The following is a 14,880-nucleotide window of genomic DNA, read 5'->3' as shown; positions in this document are numbered from 1 at the left end:
TTTCCTTATTTGGTGGTTGAGAGTGTTGTTTGTACGTGTGAGTGATCGTCTGTAGAACCCTTTACACGGATGCCAAGGATTCTGCGCAGTGTGCCGTCACGGTCAATAAAGTGATGCTTGAGGGCTGCCAAGACATGTGCTGCTACGAGTCCAATCAGGCCCCAGGCAAGGATTTCGTGGATAGATCCCGCAATGTCTTCCTGATTGGGAATCCCTTGTAAGGTTGCAGGGATACTCACTATGCCGAAGACATCGATAGGACGGCCATCGGCGGTAGAAATCAGATAGCCGGAAACCATGATTGCCAGTAGTAACAGGTAAATCAGTCCATGAGTGGCGGTGGCGGCAAACTTCTGCCAGCTGGGTGTTTGGGGGTTGCTCGCCGGAGATGGGTTGGCAAAGCGCCAAGCCAGCCTGAAGAGTAGAAACACAAGCAGGATGATGCCCACCCCTTTGTGAATTTCAGGGGCTCGTTGATACCAGGGATCGTAGTAGGATAGCTGGCGCATCCACCAACCGAGAATAAAAGTCCCTATGATCGCAGGGGCCATTATCCAGTGGAGGGCGATGGCTACCCAGCCGTAGCTGGAGGAGCTGTTTTTGGCCTGCACTTCTCTCTCCTATTGGTAGTACGTCACACTTAGATTTGCTAAGTGCCACTAGGGTACAGCCTTTGGGCTCTACCACCAATGGGGAGTTCCTGAGTATGGGAAAGGAGTCAAAGGTGTTAGTAGGAAATGCCGTGCTATATCGAGCGCCCCGGAGAGCTTTCGCGCTCGGCCGCCTGAAGGATGCGCTCACAAGATAGCCGATCCAGCGCGGAAGAGCGTTGTGCCAGTTGGTCTGCCAGCCAGCTGGTGGAGTGCTCTTCATCCCCAAGGGCTAGCTGTTCCAGTTGCCAGATAACATTCAGTAGGGTCTCACGCTCAAACCCGGTCTCAACCGCCTGGCTGGTAAACAGATGGGGTTCCAGTTGTTCCAAATCGTTGCGCTTGAGCACTAACTCCGCATAGGTAGGGTACCAGCGGCTGCTAAACGGTTCTGGCCGCTGGTGGTAGTCGAAGGTGATTCGCAGCCGGTTTCCGTCGGCATCTTCCAGAAGCGGGGTGTCATGTTCGTAGGCGGGCAGCGCTGGATTGTTCCGCAAGATATCCACGATGGCGTGCCAGTCACTGGCATTTTCGTAACAGAGCCTGACGGGCTCTACCAGTTCACGGGTCCCCTTGTGATCTTCCAAAGACAGTTTTTGGCCAGGACGGTACCAGTACAGGTTAAGAAGCTGCTCATCGGCCAGGTCTGCAAGATGCGCACTGGTTAGTGGCTCTTCAGACAGTGCACTCAGGTGGTCAACGGCTTGCTGTACGCTGAGCCATTGCTTGCGGTGGAAGTGTTGCTTATTACCTGTAATTCCCATTCTATTCTCCCGGCGCAATTCTACGACCTGGAGCCCCAAGTTTAGCAGGGTGCAACGCTGCTCCAGTTACTATCGTGCCTTTGCGGCGTGGGAAGATAAAAGTTGCTAATCCACGGTTATAGAAAGAGTACAATGGCGTCTTTTCATATCCTGGGCATGCTAAAAAAATGAGGCCGCTCGCCGGGCTGCTGCCACTGGTTTCATCCGTGCAGTTTGCGCTGATGTATCGCTGATAGCTTCAGACTATTCAGTCAAAAAATATGGGGTTGAAATGCGTGTTACTCTCCCAGAGTTGCTGCGGTTTGATATTGCCACTAGCGCGGCTAAATCCTAGGCGCTCGGCGCATGAATTGATTGCAGTGGAGCAGTTTCCCATGAGCCATAAATATACACAGCCATGTTAATTGCGATAGGCAGCCTGTAGCCCGGATTATGTAAATACACTGATGAGAGCAGAGTCCGCTTAGTTTGTGATAAGTGGATTTCAAGATATTAAAAAAGAAACGGGTAACCTGTGAATATGGCGTGACAGCCTGACCTGTAAACCCGGAAAATTAAAAGAGCCTTTAGATGTTTAACTTTCTCCCCTCGTTTTTACTGTTGGTCATATCTTCGGTGTTGCTGGCCGTTAGCACATTGGTTTGTGCAGCCCCCATACTCTTGTTTTCAGTTTTTAGGTTCATTTTCCCTTTTGCCTTTCTGCAAAAACTTTTCATGGGTTTTTTTATTTCTTGGGCAGAAATGTGGATAACCCTAAATAAAGGCTGGATGAAGCTGACCCAAAGAACCCAGGTGGATGTACAGGGGATAGAGCATCTCGATAAACATGGATGGTATCTGGTCACAGCGAACCATCAAAGCTGGGTTGATATCTTTATTATGCAGTCGATTTTTAATCGAAGAATTCCATTCCTGAAATTTTTTGTGAAGCAAGAGTTGATCAAAGTTCCTGTGATTGGAATGTGCTGGTGGGCACTCGACTTTCCATTTATGAAGCGTTACAGCAAAGAGTTTTTGAAAAAACATCCGGAGATGCGCGGTAAGGATCTTGAAGCGACGAAAAAATCTTGCGAAAAATTTAAGCTAATACCCACCAGTATTATGAACTTCCTTGAAGGAACAAGGTTTAGTAAAGAGAAGCATCAAAGACAGCAATCGCCCTTCAAACACCTTCTAAAGCCCAAGTCCGGAGGGATTGCCTTTGCAATGCACTGTATGGGTGAGCAGCTGAACCAGCTACTGAATGTCACCATTGTTTACCCGGATGGTATACCTACCTTTAAAGATTTCCTTTCCGGTAAGTTAAAGAAAGTGATTGTTCGCATTGAGAAAGTCCAGTTGCCGAGCCGGTTTTTTGAGAGAGACTACGCAACCGATCAGGAGTTTCGGGTGGAGTTTAATCAGTGGGTAAATGAGTTATGGACTGAAAAGGATGCCCTGATTGATAAGCTTTTAATGGAAAGCAGGGCTTGAGCGGGGTTCGTAGAGAGGTTCACTCGTGACCCTCTCTACTGGCCGAACGTCACTATAGCCAAATAGGAAGCTGAGCCCGGATCTCCTCGGGTTCACAAGCCACCAGATTTTTTCCTGTTTCTCCCGCTATTGTTGCGCGGGTTGGAGTTTTCAAGGCATCCCTCAAGCTGCCAACCATATAGGGTTCTGCAACAATATACAGTTTTTCGTACTGGCCCTCCTGTCTTCCCCTCTCCAGGGTATGTGCAATTTCTCTGGCAAAATTCTCACCTTCACGGCGATGTAATCCTGCAGAATTACCTACTGAGTGCCTTCCTTGACCATAGCTGTCGAAAGTGCGTCCGGGTGCATCACTCTCTTGGTCTCTGCCAGAGAGCCGTGATTCTGGATGGAGTAGTGCCTGGATTTCATTGAGATTTCCCGCGCGTTTGTTGGCTTCAAAAATTCGCGCTTGGGACTGGTTAGCCACAAGGACCCATGCTAAGGCCATGAACATATCCTCGTTTAACTGCCTTATTTAATCCTAGTAAATAGCCATATTGGCCACGAGCCCTGGTTGCTTATTGATGGATATGGAGGTGGAAATTCTCTTTAGGTGCAATTGGAAAGGAAGTTTTTAATATTTATATGTACAAAAGAAATATACGACAGCTCTCATATTCAATTTGTAATGGCTTTTATCGGCACTTAATCCCTTCGTTTGTCGCAGTATTTCCTAGACTGTACTCAAGATGTAACAGGCGCAAGACGGACTCTTGAGTTTTCTGGCGCCTTTTGCGGCTTAGCGTAAAAAGAGGTTGTAGATATGAGTCTGATCCCCAGAGGGTCCCTATTGGACCTTGATAATATGTTTGAACAAATGCTCTCACCGACCCGTGCAATCGGCTCTGAACGCGAGGGATTTTTTTCTCCGCGTATCGATGTGAGTGAGCGCAAGAATATGTATGAAATTAGCGCTGAGCTGCCGGGAGTGGGTAAGGACGATATCAGTGTAACCCTAGAAAATGGGGTTTTGACCCTTGAAGCTGAGGTGCACCGCGAGGTTAAGGAGAAGAAGGATGGCCGCGTGCTTCGTCAGGAGCGGCGTTACGGCAAGTTCTTGCGCAGTTTCAATCTTGGTGAAGATGTTCGCGAAAGTGAGATTGATGCAAATTTCAAAGATGGGATTCTCACGCTCACGGTACCAAAACATGAGGGGCATCCCCCGCAAAGAAAGCGGATTGAAGTGCACTGATCTATAGGGGTTAAGGGTGATGGGTTTTACCCGTCACTCTCTTTGGCATTTGTCTAAAGAGCTTTGAGGTACCTATGAAAGTTAAACACGCAATGCATGAGGGGGCAACCTGGTGCACCCCGGATACTCCATTACAGGAGTTGGCAAAAATTTTACGAGATGAAGATATTGGTGCAGTGCCGATCGGAGAAAATGACAGGCTTGTAGGAATAGTGACTGATAGAGATATTGTATGTCGCGGTGTGGTTCAGGGGGGCAATCTCAGCTCGCTGTCCGCCCGAGATGTTATGACAGAGGGGATTGAATGGTGCTGGGAAGAGGATGATCTGCTGTCTGCTGTCCACAAAATGGAGCAACAGTTGTTACGACGAATGCCGGTACTCAATAGTGAAAAGCGTATGGTCGGTATTCTCAGTTTAGGGGATATTACCAGTGCCATCGCCAGCAAGCAGGGTGGGCAGTTCGCAGCAGCGGTCTCCTCGCACCACTGAGTGTGGGACTTAACGCATAATGCTCTTTACAGTCGTCAATCTATATTGGCGGCTGTTGGAAGTTTTAGTGCTCTAGAGTGTCTTGTCTGAAGCCTGTGAATCCCTCGGCAACCTGATGGCTCCATCTACTACTGGGCTGTTGATAGTCTTATTTACTTCCTGTCTGAGCTTGACCATGTTCACGGTCGACCACGATGTCCGTTAAATGTGATTATTTGGGAGGCGTGAAGGAAGAATCAGTCGTATAATCCCTACTTTTTTTGAGGTTACTTATGGCTGTGACTCAGGAACAGTTGGCACAACGCAGTGGAAATCAGTGCGAGCTCTGTAAAGCAAAAAATGGCTTGGCGGTTTATGACGTACCCCAGTCAGAGGGCTATCCAGATGCGGCAGTATTATTGTGTCAAACCTGTAGGGACCAGCTGGAAAATCCTGCACAGCTGGAAAGTGCGCACTGGCAGTGTCTGTCGGAGTCTATGTGGAGTACCGAGCCGGCAATTCAAGTGTTGGCATGGCGTATTCTAAAGCGCTTATCTGGCGAGACCTGGGCCCAAGACTTGTTTGACATGTTGTATTTGGATGGCGATTTGCTGGCCTGGGCAGAGGCCGGGGCAATACCAGAGGCTGGTGAGTTGGTGATTCATCTGGATAGTAATGGTGCCCAGTTACAAGCTGGAGATAATGTAGTTATTATCAAAGACTTGGATGTAAAAGGAAGCAGTTTGGTTGCAAAACGGGGAACGGCAGTTCGCGGTATCAGCTTAAGCGATAACCCTGAGCATATCGAAGGACGGGTCGAGGGTCAGAGAATTGTAATTCTGACAAAGTTTGTGAAAAAGAGTGGCTGATAAATATTTCAGAAATAACTTCATTTTCTGAAAAGGGTATCTGCCGGCGGACCCGAAATACTCCCCTGTCCGTCTTAATTATGAAAATAAGAAAGGTATAGTTTACCTTTCTTATTTTTTTGCAAAATATTTCCGCTTTTATCAATTAACTGATAATTTTTAGAGCAAAATACGGTGTAATATTGAAGACGATAATAGCAATTTTGTATTGTGCCAGATATTGAAAATATGCACGGCCTAAATCTTGTTCATTAAGCTCAAATATTCGTGCGTGAATCCTGGTGATCGACTTCCTCAGGCAGACAAGTCCAATAGTTGATACCAGTAGTATCAATATGTTTATAATCGAAGCCCAGCCTAAAAATAGTGTTAGATTTTCAGTTTCCATGTGAAATTTCCTTGCAGTTCTTTCTCGTATAAACCGATAGTTTTATGAGTAGATAGTGGAAAGTGCCACAATAGTCAGGCACTAGCCTTCAAATAAGTTGCGTTTGTGGATAGGGGTAGTCCCAGTTAGTTGAAGAGCTATGTTATATGATATAGCTATTGTCCGATGCTCATTATTCCTAGACACTGTGTGATAGTGCAAATGAGAGGTTGGCAATATGGTAGCTATAAAACATGAAGCCTATCTATGAAATTCGCAGTGGTGCGCTGGCTGGGTTTAATCTATTGGTGCCACAGCTCGGTGGTCAGTCATCAGATTTTTTAGCGCAAGTGGGGCTTCCTGCGGATTGTACACGTCGTCCAAATATCTTGATCCCCATTGCAACGCTGGTGGACCTCCTTAATTTGTGTTCACGGGACTTGTCCTGTAGTGACTTTGGCTTGCGATTGGCGGGGAAGCAAGGGCTACGTATGCTGGGTGTCCTTGGTAAGCTGATACTGGAAAGTGAGAATCTATCCAGTGCTTTGACAGTAACTCATCGGTATATGGTGTTACACAACCAGGCGGACCACTGGAAAATTTACCAAACCGATGACTGCTTGATTGCAGAGAGAGTTAATCACTTCCCCGACGCAATTCCCGCGCAACAGTATACTGAACTTTCAGTAGGCGCTGCCTATCGCCTGATACAGGAGATGGTTGGCTCTAAAGTATCTCCCCGCTCTGTTTCATTTCGGCATAAGCCCCAATCTCCGCTGAGTAGTTACCAAAATTTTTTTGGCATTGAGGCTAGTTTTGAGCAAGATCGAGATCGCTTGGTTTTTGATGGATCATTGATGAACTATCCCCTCGCTAAACCCAGCAGCGGTCTTATGAGATATTTTGAGGAGTTTTCCAAGTGCTTATTGGCAGAGCACAAGGGTGATATCAGCCGACAGGTTCAAGTCTTAATCCTTCAAACTCTCGGGGCCCAGCAGCACTCCCTGGAGCAAATTTCTCGCTTACTCGGTATGCCAATGAGAACGCTTCAGCGCCGTTTAAATGAAGCGGGAACCTCCTTTAAGCAGTTGGTACAGGGGGCGCGAATGAAGACTGCTCGCTGGCATCTACGGGCCTCAAGTATTGATGTGGGATTACTATCAGCAAGTTTGGGCTACACCGATATCAGTGCTTTCTCAAAAGCATTTCGAGCCATTCATGGAAGCTCCCCACTGCAGTGGAGGAAGCGACAAGCTATTAATTGTTAATCAATTAAAGGAATTATTTTGAATAATTGTTCAGCGCTACCAATTATTACTATAAGGGTGAGCTTTTAGATTTTTCCTGATTTTACTTCAGCAGCGGCGCTTGGCTTTGCACCAATAATCTTAGGGGACTATGCTGGGCGCCACTGGAACGAATGATGAAAGGCAGAATTGAAAATGAGTGCAGAGACAATCCGTTGTAAAGCAGCTGTAGCTTGGGGGCCTGGGGAGCGTTTGGTTATTGAGGATGTCGATGTTATGCCTCCCCAACGGGGTGAAGTTCGCGTGAAATTACACGCCACCGGCGTTTGTCACACAGATGCGTTCACTTTGTCAGGAGATGATCCTGAAGGGGTATTCCCGGCAATCCTTGGTCACGAAGGTGCGGGTGTTGTTGAATCCGTTGGTGAGGGGGTGACCAGTGTCTCTGTCGGGGATCATGTAATTCCTTTGTATACCCCCGAATGTGGCGAATGTAAGTTTTGTCTCTCTGGAAAGACCAATTTGTGCCAAAAAATCAGGGGCACCCAGGGCAAAGGATTAATGCCTGACGGTTCGACACGCTTTTCGGTGAATGGGAAACCCATTTTCCATTATATGGGATGCTCTACTTTTTCTGAATACACAGTCCTTCCTGAGATATCTGTGGCCAAAATTAATCCCGAAGCCCCCTCAAATGAGGTTTGTCTGCTGGGTTGTGGTGTTACTACGGGAATGGGAGCCGTTACCAACACCGCCAAGGTTGAGCCGGGCTCCTGTGTGGCAATTTTTGGTTTGGGTGGAATTGGTTTATCCGCAGTGATCGGAGCCAAGATGGCTGGCGCCTCACGAATTATTGGTGTCGATATTAATGAGGACAAATTTGCGCTGGCGAAGAAACTGGGAGCCACTGAGTGTATTAACCCCAAGGCTTACGATAAGCCTATTCAAGAGGTTATCGTAGAGCTTACCGATGGCGGAGTGGATTATTCTTTTGAGTGTGTGGGCAATGTTAACCTGATGAGAGCTGCCTTGGAGTCTTGCCACAAAGGATGGGGGGAGTCCATTATTATTGGAGTGGCAGGTGCGGGACAGGAAATCAGTACCCGCCCATTCCAGTTGGTTACAGGGCGGGTTTGGAAGGGATCAGCATTCGGCGGTGTAAAGGGGCGCTCTGAATTGCCTTCTTTCGTAGAGCGTTACCTGGCTGGAGAATTTAAATTGAATGACTTTATTACTCACTCAATGCCCCTTGAGCAAATAAATGATGCCTTCGATTTAATGCATGAAGGTAAAAGTATTCGCAGTGTTATTCATTTCCAGCAGGCTTGATAGGACCACTTAAAATGTCGATTGAATTGGTTAGCAGTACTAAATCATTTGACGGTTTTCAGCAGCGTTACCGACATAAATCCAGCACGCTCAACTGTTCTATGGTCTTCTCCATTTTTTTACCACAGGATGCAGAGGGGAATACACAGAGGAAATATCCTGTTGTTTATTGGCTTTCGGGCCTGACGTGCACGGATGAAAACTTCAGTCAAAAAGCTGGTGCTCAGAGAGTCGCTGCAGAGTTAGGGATTATCTTAGTGATACCCGATACCAGCCCCAGAGGAGACGATGTGGCGGATGACCCGGGTTATGATCTGGGGCAGGGGGCTGGTTTTTATGTGAACGCGACTCAAGAACCCTGGAAGCAGCATTATCAAATGTATGACTACATCGTGGATGAACTTCCAAGCCTGGTAGAACTTCATTTCCCCACCAATGGTCGACGCGGGATTTGCGGGCACTCCATGGGCGGGCACGGTGCCCTGGTCATCGGTCTGCGAAACCCCAAGCGATATCAATCAATTTCTGCTTTTAGTCCAATTTGCAATCCTATTGCTTGCCCTTGGGGAGAAAAGGCGCTGGGAACATACTTGGGAGCTGATCCCAAGAGCTGGGAGCCATATGACGCAACAGTGCTAATGGGGCGCGCTGTAGAGAAAACGCCGATTTTGGTTTCTCAGGGGGAACAGGATGAGTTTCTTGAGGAACAGCTGAGACCACATTCCCTGCAAACAGCTGCTGAAGCCAGTGATTATCCTCTTCGGATAGAGCACCATGCAGGTTACGATCACAGTTACTATTTCATCGCTTCATTTATTGAGGAGCACTTAAGGTTCCATGCAGACTCATTGTTGAGCAGGCATAGGTATTAGGCAGTGTAAATCGCGGACTAGTGAAGTTAGCCCCTCAGTTGAGGGGCTATTTAGGCAAAGGGCTTTGCGCCCTGGCAAGTTGCTATGTATAAAGCGATACGAGCAGAATACATAGAGCGAAAGTGAGAGGTGTAAGCTTATCGTGCAACCGCCCGACACTCGCCAATAATTTCAGCTCTGTTCTGGTCAAAAGTTTGTTCGATCAGGAACCAGCCATTGGGACAGAAGCCACTTTCGGCTAGCAAGAGTTCCATTCTCTGCCGGGCAACTTTCTTCACATCTCCAGAATTGGCGCCGCCGGGACCGCCACCTCCTGGGCCACCACTACCCTTACCACCGCCGCCGGGACCACCACCACCGGGACCACCGCCACCTGGACCTCCACCACCCGGACCACCACGCTTACCGCCTTGGCCCTTGGGGCCAGCTCCAATGGTTGCCTTGTAGGTAAAGCGACGATGGCCCAGTTCGGTGATGTCAGTGACAAACGATTCAGTGGTGGGGATCTCTGGTGTAGAGCTACAGCCAGCAGCGATCAAAATCACAGCTGCAGATGCAAAGAGATGAACCTTCATTATTCTTACCCCATATTTTGATAAAAGCTTTAGTCCGACATTAGCTAACCACAAATGTTGGTTAAGCAGAGTAAACATTTGTAAAGGGGGGCTATTGCAGCAGGATTGTTTGTGCGCAAACCCAAAACTGTAAGGTACTGCATGTCCCGGAAGGTTCCGTTGTAGAATCCTTCACCGGTTTGCTCTATCCACAATATAGCTGCATTTTTTAGAGGGCTTCCGATAAATTTGAGATACTTCTGGTGATCAGAACAAGTGCCAAAGAGAAGCTATGGCTTACCTGGATGTCATTTAGGCCGGCTCCTAGGGAAGCCGGAGATAACATGGAATTAATCAGAATTTTCTAAATAATACCCCTGCTAGCAAAGTGGTACGTGAATTGCCAACAATACTTAATATAAAGAGTTTTCCTATGAAACAAGCACTGCTTGCATTACTTGGATGTACTTTTGCAGGAATATGTTCTGCAGAGTCACTCAGCATTGAACGGTTATTCTCCGACCCGGCTCTGAGTGGTACCGCTCCCCGAGCGCTGGAATATTCACCTGATGGGCAGCGTGTAACTTTCCTCAAAGGTAGAGTTGAAGATTACAACCGTTACGATCTTTGGGAGTACAACCTGAAAGACGGTCAGTCCCGAATTTTGGTCAATTCCGATAGTCTGCACAGCGGTAGTGAAACTCTTTCGGATGAGGAAAAGGCAAGACGGGAGCGCCAGCGAATTTATGGTAGTGGAATAATGGAGTACAGCTGGTCAGAGGATGGTCGGTCTCTGTTGTTCCCTTTGGCCGGCGATATTTACTATTACGATCTCAAAGACCGTTCTTCGCGTCGACTGACTGAAACGGAAACCTTTGAAACCGATGTAAAGGTTTCTCCCGAGGGGCACTTTGTTTCGTTTATTCGCGACCAAAATATCTATATTGTCGATCTGAAAACCGGTAGGGAAAAGCAGCTAACCAGCGACGGCAAAGATCATATTAAAAATGGAATGGCTGAGTTTGTTGCCCAGGAGGAAATGGACCGGATGACCGGTTATTGGTGGTCTCCTGATGATCAGCATATTGCTTTCCTGCAAGTTGATGAGTCGCCAGTTGATCAGGTAACCCGTAGCGAAATCTATGCGGATCGTATCGAAATGATACAGCAACGTTACCCCGCTGCTGGGCGTGCGAACGCAAAAATCCGACTTGGCCTTATAGATATTGATTCGGGGGATATCCGTTGGGTCAACCTGGGAGATAATCAGGATATTTATATTCCCCGAGTAAAATGGGCCCGTGATCACCTGTTAACTTTCCAGTGGCAATCTCGAGACCAGCAAAAGTTAGAGCTTCGTGCTTACAATCTCAATACGGGAAAAACCCGAACGCTCCTTACCGAGTCCAGCGATACCTGGGTTAACCTGAGCCATGATCTCCACTTTTTGGAAGATAGCGATGTATTTATTTGGTCATCGGAGAGGGATGGCTTCAAACACTTGTATAAATATGATTTTGGCGGCAGATTACAGGCACAATTGACTAAGGGAGATTGGGTGGTTGACGAGTTAGAGGCTGTTGATGAGCAGGCTAACCGTCTGTATTTTACCGCACGAAAAGATACTCCAATCGAGAGGCATCTCTATGCAGTCTCCCTGCAAGGGGAGAGCGACATTAAGAGAATTTCACAGCGTAGTGGTATGCACTCTATCGAATTTTCTGAGGATGCCTCTGGATATATTGATAAATTTTCCAGCGTTACCACGCCGCCTCAAGTGAGCCTGCACAGCAGCTCAGGGGCCAGAATCACCTGGCTTGAGCAGAACGCTGTAAATCGTGTTCACCCTCTCTATCCTTATAAAGATCAATGGATCACTCCGGAATTTGGCAGTATTGAGGCGCCCCATGGCCAGGAGCTTTTCTACCGCTTGTACAAACCTGCTAATTTTGATGCGAAGAAAAGTTACCCGGTAATGGTGTTTATCTATGGTGGTCCACACGCTCAGGTGGTTACCAATAGCTGGGATAAACTATTCAACCAGTATATGGCCCAACAGGGTTATATTGTTTTTTCCCTAGATAATCGTGGTTCAGCAAACCGCGGTACCACTTTTGAGAATCCTATCTTTAAGAATATGGGATCTCCTGAAGTGGAAGATCAAATTACCGGCGTTGAATTCCTGCGTACCCTGCCTTACGTTGATAAAAATAAAGTAGGTATCTTCGGTCACAGCTACGGTGGTTACATGGCACTGATGAGTATGTTCAAAGCCGGAGACTACTTTAAGGCGGGGGTATCGGGTGCGCCGGTTACGGACTGGACGCTGTATGATACCCATTACACTGAGCGTTATATGGGCAATCCAACCAAGGATATGGATGCCTATGAGGCATCTTCTGTGTTTCCCTATGCGAAGGGCTTACAAGGTGATCTGCTGATTTATCATGGCATGGCGGATGACAATGTGTTGTTTACCAATACCACTAAACTCATAAAACAGATGCAGGACAACGGCCAACAATTTGAGCTGATGACTTATCCAGGCAAGAAGCATAGCTTGCACGGTAAGCAGACTCGCATCCACCAATACAGCATGATCAAGCGATTTTTTGATCGGCATTTAAAGGGGCAGGATTAAAACTTAAATAATCTCCCAGAAGAAAAAACCGAGGCTAGCCTCGGTTTTTTCTTTATTGAGGTATATGATTCTTAAGACTGAGGCTGATCAACCCGATCCAAATTCATTACCTTGGTCCAGGCCTGCACAAAATCATTTACAAACTTGTCAGCGCCATCACTGGAAGCATAAACCTCTGCGACTGCCCTTAATTCAGAGTTTGAACCAAAAATCAGATCTACAGGTGTGGCTGTCCACTTTGCCTGGCCACTTTTGCGATCTTTTCCTTCATAGATACCCTCTGACTTTGCCGACTTGGACCAGACAGTAGACATATCGAGCAGGTTCACAAAGAAATCATTCGTCAGTGTGCCGGGGCGCTGAGTAAGTACACCATTCTGTGAGGAGTCGGTATTTGCATTAAGTGCGCGCATTCCTCCAACCAGAACAGTCATTTCAGGCACACTCAGGGTTAACAGGCTGGCTTTATCAACTAATAACTCTGTAGGGGTTCTCCCATAACCATCGCCAAAGTAGTTGCGGAAGCCATCGGCCAGAGGTTGTAGTACCGCAAAAGAATTAATATCTGTTTGTTCCTGGGAAGCATCGGTGCGTCCAGGTTTGAATGGGACCTGAATTTTATGTCCGCCTTGCTCTGCTGCTTTTTCAATGGCTGCTGCGCCTCCAAGTACAATGATATCTGCCATTGAGATTTTTTTGCCCCCGGATTGGGAACTGTTAAATTCCTGCTGGACTTTTTCCAGCGATGCCAGGACTTGTGATAGTTCAGAGGGATCATTTACCGACCAGTCCTTTTGGGGTTCCAGGCGAAGACGGCCACCATTGGCGCCACCGCGAAAATCTGAACCACGGAAGGTAGAAGCAGAGGCCCAGGCAGTCCTCACCAGATCGGGAACGCTAATGCCTGCCGCCAGTATTTTTGCTTTGAGAGAATTTATATCCCGGCTGTCAATCAGAGGGTGATCAACTTTGGGGATAGGGTCTTGCCAAATTAAATCTTCTTCGGGCACCTCCGCTCCCAAATAGCGCGCGCGAGGGCCCATATCCCGATGAGTCAACTTGAACCAGGCTTTGGCAAAGGCGCGTTGAAATTCTTCCGGATTTTCCTGAAACCGCTTGGCAATTTCTTTGTAGCTGGGATCGAACTTAAGGGATAAATCCGTGGTAAACATGATGGGGGCATGGCGCTTGTTCTTGTCGAATGCATCGGGCACCAGGTTTGCCGCGCTCTGATCATCGGGAATCCACTGAACGGCACCAGCTGGACTTTTTGTTTTGACCCAATTGAATTTAAACAGGTTGTCCAGATACTGCTGACTCCAATTGATCGGGGCGGCAGACCAGGCCCCTTCCAGGCCGGATGTCATTGTGTCGTCGGCATTACCTTTCCCACACTTATTTTCCCAGCCAAGCCCCTGCTGCTCAATTGGGGCGGCAGCGGGCTCTGGGCCGAGGCAATCAGCTTTCACTGCACCGTGAGCCTTACCAAAAGTATGGCCTCCGGCAATCAAGGCTACTGTCTCTTCGTCATTCATCGCCATGCGGGCAAAGGTTTCGCGGATATCTGTGGCGGCAGCCACCGGATCGGGATTGCCATTGGGGCCCTCCGGGTTGACATAAATAAGCCCCATTTGCACAGCGCCCAGGGGCTTGTCCAACTCTCGGTTGCCGGTGTAACGCTCATCTGCGAGCATCTTGGTTTCGGGCCCCCAATAAACCAGGTCGGGCTCCCAGTCATCCTGTCGCCCCCCGGCAAATCCGTAAGTGGGGAATCCCATGGACTCCAGGGCTACATTGCCGGTTAGCACCATAAGATCAGCCCAGGACAGTTTGCGCCCATATTTTTGTTTGATGGGCCAGAGTAGACGGCGGGCTTTATCGAGGTTGGCATTATCAGGCCAGCTGTTGAGGGGATCGAAACGCTGTTGGCCGCCACGGGCACCACCGCGACCATCACCGATCCGGTAGGTGCCAGCGCTGTGCCAGGCCATTCGGATCATAAATGGGCCGTAATGACCGTAGTCTGCGGGCCACCAGTCCTGTGAAGTTTTGAGCTGAGTTTCGATGTCCTGTTTTACCGCTTTAAGGTCCAGGGTTTGGAATTCGGCAGCGTAATCAAAGTCGTCACCCATTGGATTGGATCTTGGAGAGTGCTGCCTGAGGGGACGCAGATCCAGCTGATCAGGCCACCAAAACCGATTGGACTTTGGCTGTCCTTCTACTGCACCCTCAAGAATTACTGGATCAGTGACGACTTCCTCATGGGTATCTGCGACACTAAATGGCGCGACTATAAATATTGAGATCAATAAAGCGACATAACTACGATTATATTTTATTAACATTTACAGTATCTCCGTACGATCGTTGGTACATCCTTTGGCTCATTATTTATTTGATGATGAAATAC

General features: G+C 47.9%; 14 protein-coding genes. 8 read left to right on the top strand and 6 right to left on the bottom strand.

Translation table 11 applies throughout. The features are described from left to right. Nucleotides 1-5: 5 nt before the first annotated feature. Together ACG1BZ_RS19995 and ACG1BZ_RS19990 are read right to left on the bottom strand one after the other, a co-directional pair. Complete coding sequence (locus ACG1BZ_RS19995; RefSeq protein WP_413663349.1) at nucleotides 6-611, bottom strand: cytochrome b; 606 nt, start codon at nucleotides 609-611, stop codon at nucleotides 6-8. Nucleotides 612-745: 134 nt separating this feature from the next. Next, nucleotides 746-1,414 (bottom strand): hypothetical protein, encoded by a 669-nt coding sequence (locus tag ACG1BZ_RS19990; RefSeq protein ID WP_413663348.1) that lies wholly within the window; start codon nucleotides 1,412-1,414, stop codon nucleotides 746-748. 570 nt (nucleotides 1,415-1,984) lie between these two features. Here ACG1BZ_RS19990 and ACG1BZ_RS19985 point away from each other — a divergent pair. Next, nucleotides 1,985-2,887, top strand: a complete 903-nt coding sequence (locus tag ACG1BZ_RS19985; RefSeq protein WP_413663347.1) for an acyltransferase — start codon at nucleotides 1,985-1,987, stop codon at nucleotides 2,885-2,887. Nucleotides 2,888-2,939: 52 nt separating this feature from the next. On the opposite strand, the gene ACG1BZ_RS19980 is transcribed toward ACG1BZ_RS19985, so the two are convergent. Continuing rightward, on the bottom strand, nucleotides 2,940-3,377 hold the full coding sequence (locus ACG1BZ_RS19980; protein ID WP_413663346.1) for a host attachment protein: 438 nt from the start codon (nucleotides 3,375-3,377) through the stop codon (nucleotides 2,940-2,942). 315 nt (nucleotides 3,378-3,692) lie between these two features. On the opposite strand from ACG1BZ_RS19980, the gene ACG1BZ_RS19975 reads away from it, so the two are divergent. The 3 genes from ACG1BZ_RS19975 to ACG1BZ_RS19965 all read left to right on the top strand — a co-directional run bounded on the left by ACG1BZ_RS19975 (nucleotide 3,693) and on the right by ACG1BZ_RS19965 (nucleotide 5,460). Then, the gene (locus tag ACG1BZ_RS19975; protein WP_282931225.1) at nucleotides 3,693-4,121 is read left to right on the top strand and encodes an Hsp20/alpha crystallin family protein; all 429 of its coding nucleotides are present in this window, start codon (nucleotides 3,693-3,695) and stop codon (nucleotides 4,119-4,121) included. 74 nt (nucleotides 4,122-4,195) lie between these two features. Continuing rightward, nucleotides 4,196-4,612, top strand: a complete 417-nt coding sequence (locus ACG1BZ_RS19970; RefSeq protein ID WP_108734525.1) for a CBS domain-containing protein — start codon at nucleotides 4,196-4,198, stop codon at nucleotides 4,610-4,612. Between the two features lie 272 nt (nucleotides 4,613-4,884). Further along, entirely contained in the window at nucleotides 4,885-5,460 is a 576-nt protein-coding gene (locus ACG1BZ_RS19965) for a PhnA domain-containing protein (protein ID WP_413663345.1), read from the top strand. A 145-nt stretch (nucleotides 5,461-5,605) separates the two neighbouring features. Here ACG1BZ_RS19965 and ACG1BZ_RS19960 read toward each other — a convergent pair whose 3' ends face one another. Further along, nucleotides 5,606-5,848 (bottom strand): DUF6868 family protein, encoded by a 243-nt coding sequence (locus ACG1BZ_RS19960; RefSeq protein WP_413663344.1) that lies wholly within the window; start codon nucleotides 5,846-5,848, stop codon nucleotides 5,606-5,608. A 233-nt stretch (nucleotides 5,849-6,081) separates the two neighbouring features. Between ACG1BZ_RS19960 and ACG1BZ_RS19955 the strand changes: the two genes are divergently transcribed. The 3 genes from ACG1BZ_RS19955 to fghA all read left to right on the top strand — a co-directional run bounded on the left by ACG1BZ_RS19955 (nucleotide 6,082) and on the right by fghA (nucleotide 9,275). Further along, nucleotides 6,082-7,095, top strand: a complete 1,014-nt coding sequence (locus tag ACG1BZ_RS19955) for an AraC family transcriptional regulator ligand-binding domain-containing protein (RefSeq protein WP_413663343.1) — start codon at nucleotides 6,082-6,084, stop codon at nucleotides 7,093-7,095. 174 nt (nucleotides 7,096-7,269) lie between these two features. Further along, nucleotides 7,270-8,403: an S-(hydroxymethyl)glutathione dehydrogenase/class III alcohol dehydrogenase gene (locus tag ACG1BZ_RS19950; RefSeq protein WP_413663342.1), complete on the top strand. Its 1,134-nt coding sequence runs from the start codon at nucleotides 7,270-7,272 to the stop codon at nucleotides 8,401-8,403. 14 nt (nucleotides 8,404-8,417) lie between these two features. Then, a complete protein-coding gene (gene fghA, locus ACG1BZ_RS19945) occupies nucleotides 8,418-9,275 on the top strand; it encodes an S-formylglutathione hydrolase (RefSeq protein WP_413663341.1) in 858 nt (285 codons plus the stop codon). A 137-nt stretch (nucleotides 9,276-9,412) separates the two neighbouring features. On the opposite strand, the gene ACG1BZ_RS19940 is transcribed toward fghA, so the two are convergent. After that, on the bottom strand, nucleotides 9,413-9,850 hold the full coding sequence (locus ACG1BZ_RS19940; protein ID WP_413663340.1) for a hypothetical protein: 438 nt from the start codon (nucleotides 9,848-9,850) through the stop codon (nucleotides 9,413-9,415). A 412-nt stretch (nucleotides 9,851-10,262) separates the two neighbouring features. Between ACG1BZ_RS19940 and ACG1BZ_RS19935 the strand changes: the two genes are divergently transcribed. Next, nucleotides 10,263-12,470, top strand: coding sequence for a DPP IV N-terminal domain-containing protein (locus tag ACG1BZ_RS19935; protein WP_413663339.1), 2,208 nt, complete (start codon nucleotides 10,263-10,265; stop codon nucleotides 12,468-12,470). Between the two features lie 71 nt (nucleotides 12,471-12,541). Here ACG1BZ_RS19935 and katG read toward each other — a convergent pair whose 3' ends face one another. After that, nucleotides 12,542-14,815, bottom strand: coding sequence for a catalase/peroxidase HPI (gene katG, locus ACG1BZ_RS19930; protein ID WP_413663338.1), 2,274 nt, complete (start codon nucleotides 14,813-14,815; stop codon nucleotides 12,542-12,544). Between the last annotated feature and the right edge of the window lie 65 nt (nucleotides 14,816-14,880).

This window comes from Microbulbifer sp. CNSA002, assembly GCF_047324085.1.
Lineage (GTDB): Bacteria > Pseudomonadota > Gammaproteobacteria > Pseudomonadales > Cellvibrionaceae > Microbulbifer.
This window is presented reverse-complemented; position numbering and strand designations above follow the sequence as displayed.

What these genes read in the sequence shown, in the direction of transcription:
- ACG1BZ_RS19990 (WP_413663348.1), bottom strand. Translation starts at nt 1,414, where the DNA reads ATGGGAATTACAGGTAATAAGCAACACTTCCACCGCAAGCAATGGCTC.
- ACG1BZ_RS19985 (WP_413663347.1), top strand. Translation starts at nt 1,985, where the DNA reads ATGTTTAACTTTCTCCCCTCGTTTTTACTGTTGGTCATATCTTCGGTG.
- ACG1BZ_RS19980 (WP_413663346.1), bottom strand. Translation starts at nt 3,377, where the DNA reads ATGGCCTTAGCATGGGTCCTTGTGGCTAACCAGTCCCAAGCGCGAATT.
- ACG1BZ_RS19975 (WP_282931225.1), top strand. Translation starts at nt 3,693, where the DNA reads ATGAGTCTGATCCCCAGAGGGTCCCTATTGGACCTTGATAATATGTTT.
- ACG1BZ_RS19970 (WP_108734525.1), top strand. Translation starts at nt 4,196, where the DNA reads ATGAAAGTTAAACACGCAATGCATGAGGGGGCAACCTGGTGCACCCCG.
- ACG1BZ_RS19965 (WP_413663345.1), top strand. Translation starts at nt 4,885, where the DNA reads ATGGCTGTGACTCAGGAACAGTTGGCACAACGCAGTGGAAATCAGTGC.
- ACG1BZ_RS19960 (WP_413663344.1), bottom strand. Translation starts at nt 5,848, where the DNA reads ATGGAAACTGAAAATCTAACACTATTTTTAGGCTGGGCTTCGATTATA.
- ACG1BZ_RS19955 (WP_413663343.1), top strand. Translation starts at nt 6,082, where the DNA reads ATGAAGCCTATCTATGAAATTCGCAGTGGTGCGCTGGCTGGGTTTAAT.
- ACG1BZ_RS19950 (WP_413663342.1), top strand. Translation starts at nt 7,270, where the DNA reads ATGAGTGCAGAGACAATCCGTTGTAAAGCAGCTGTAGCTTGGGGGCCT.
- fghA (WP_413663341.1), top strand. Translation starts at nt 8,418, where the DNA reads ATGTCGATTGAATTGGTTAGCAGTACTAAATCATTTGACGGTTTTCAG.
- ACG1BZ_RS19940 (WP_413663340.1), bottom strand. Translation starts at nt 9,850, where the DNA reads ATGAAGGTTCATCTCTTTGCATCTGCAGCTGTGATTTTGATCGCTGCT.
- ACG1BZ_RS19935 (WP_413663339.1), top strand. Translation starts at nt 10,263, where the DNA reads ATGAAACAAGCACTGCTTGCATTACTTGGATGTACTTTTGCAGGAATA.
- katG (WP_413663338.1), bottom strand. Translation starts at nt 14,815, where the DNA reads ATGTTAATAAAATATAATCGTAGTTATGTCGCTTTATTGATCTCAATA.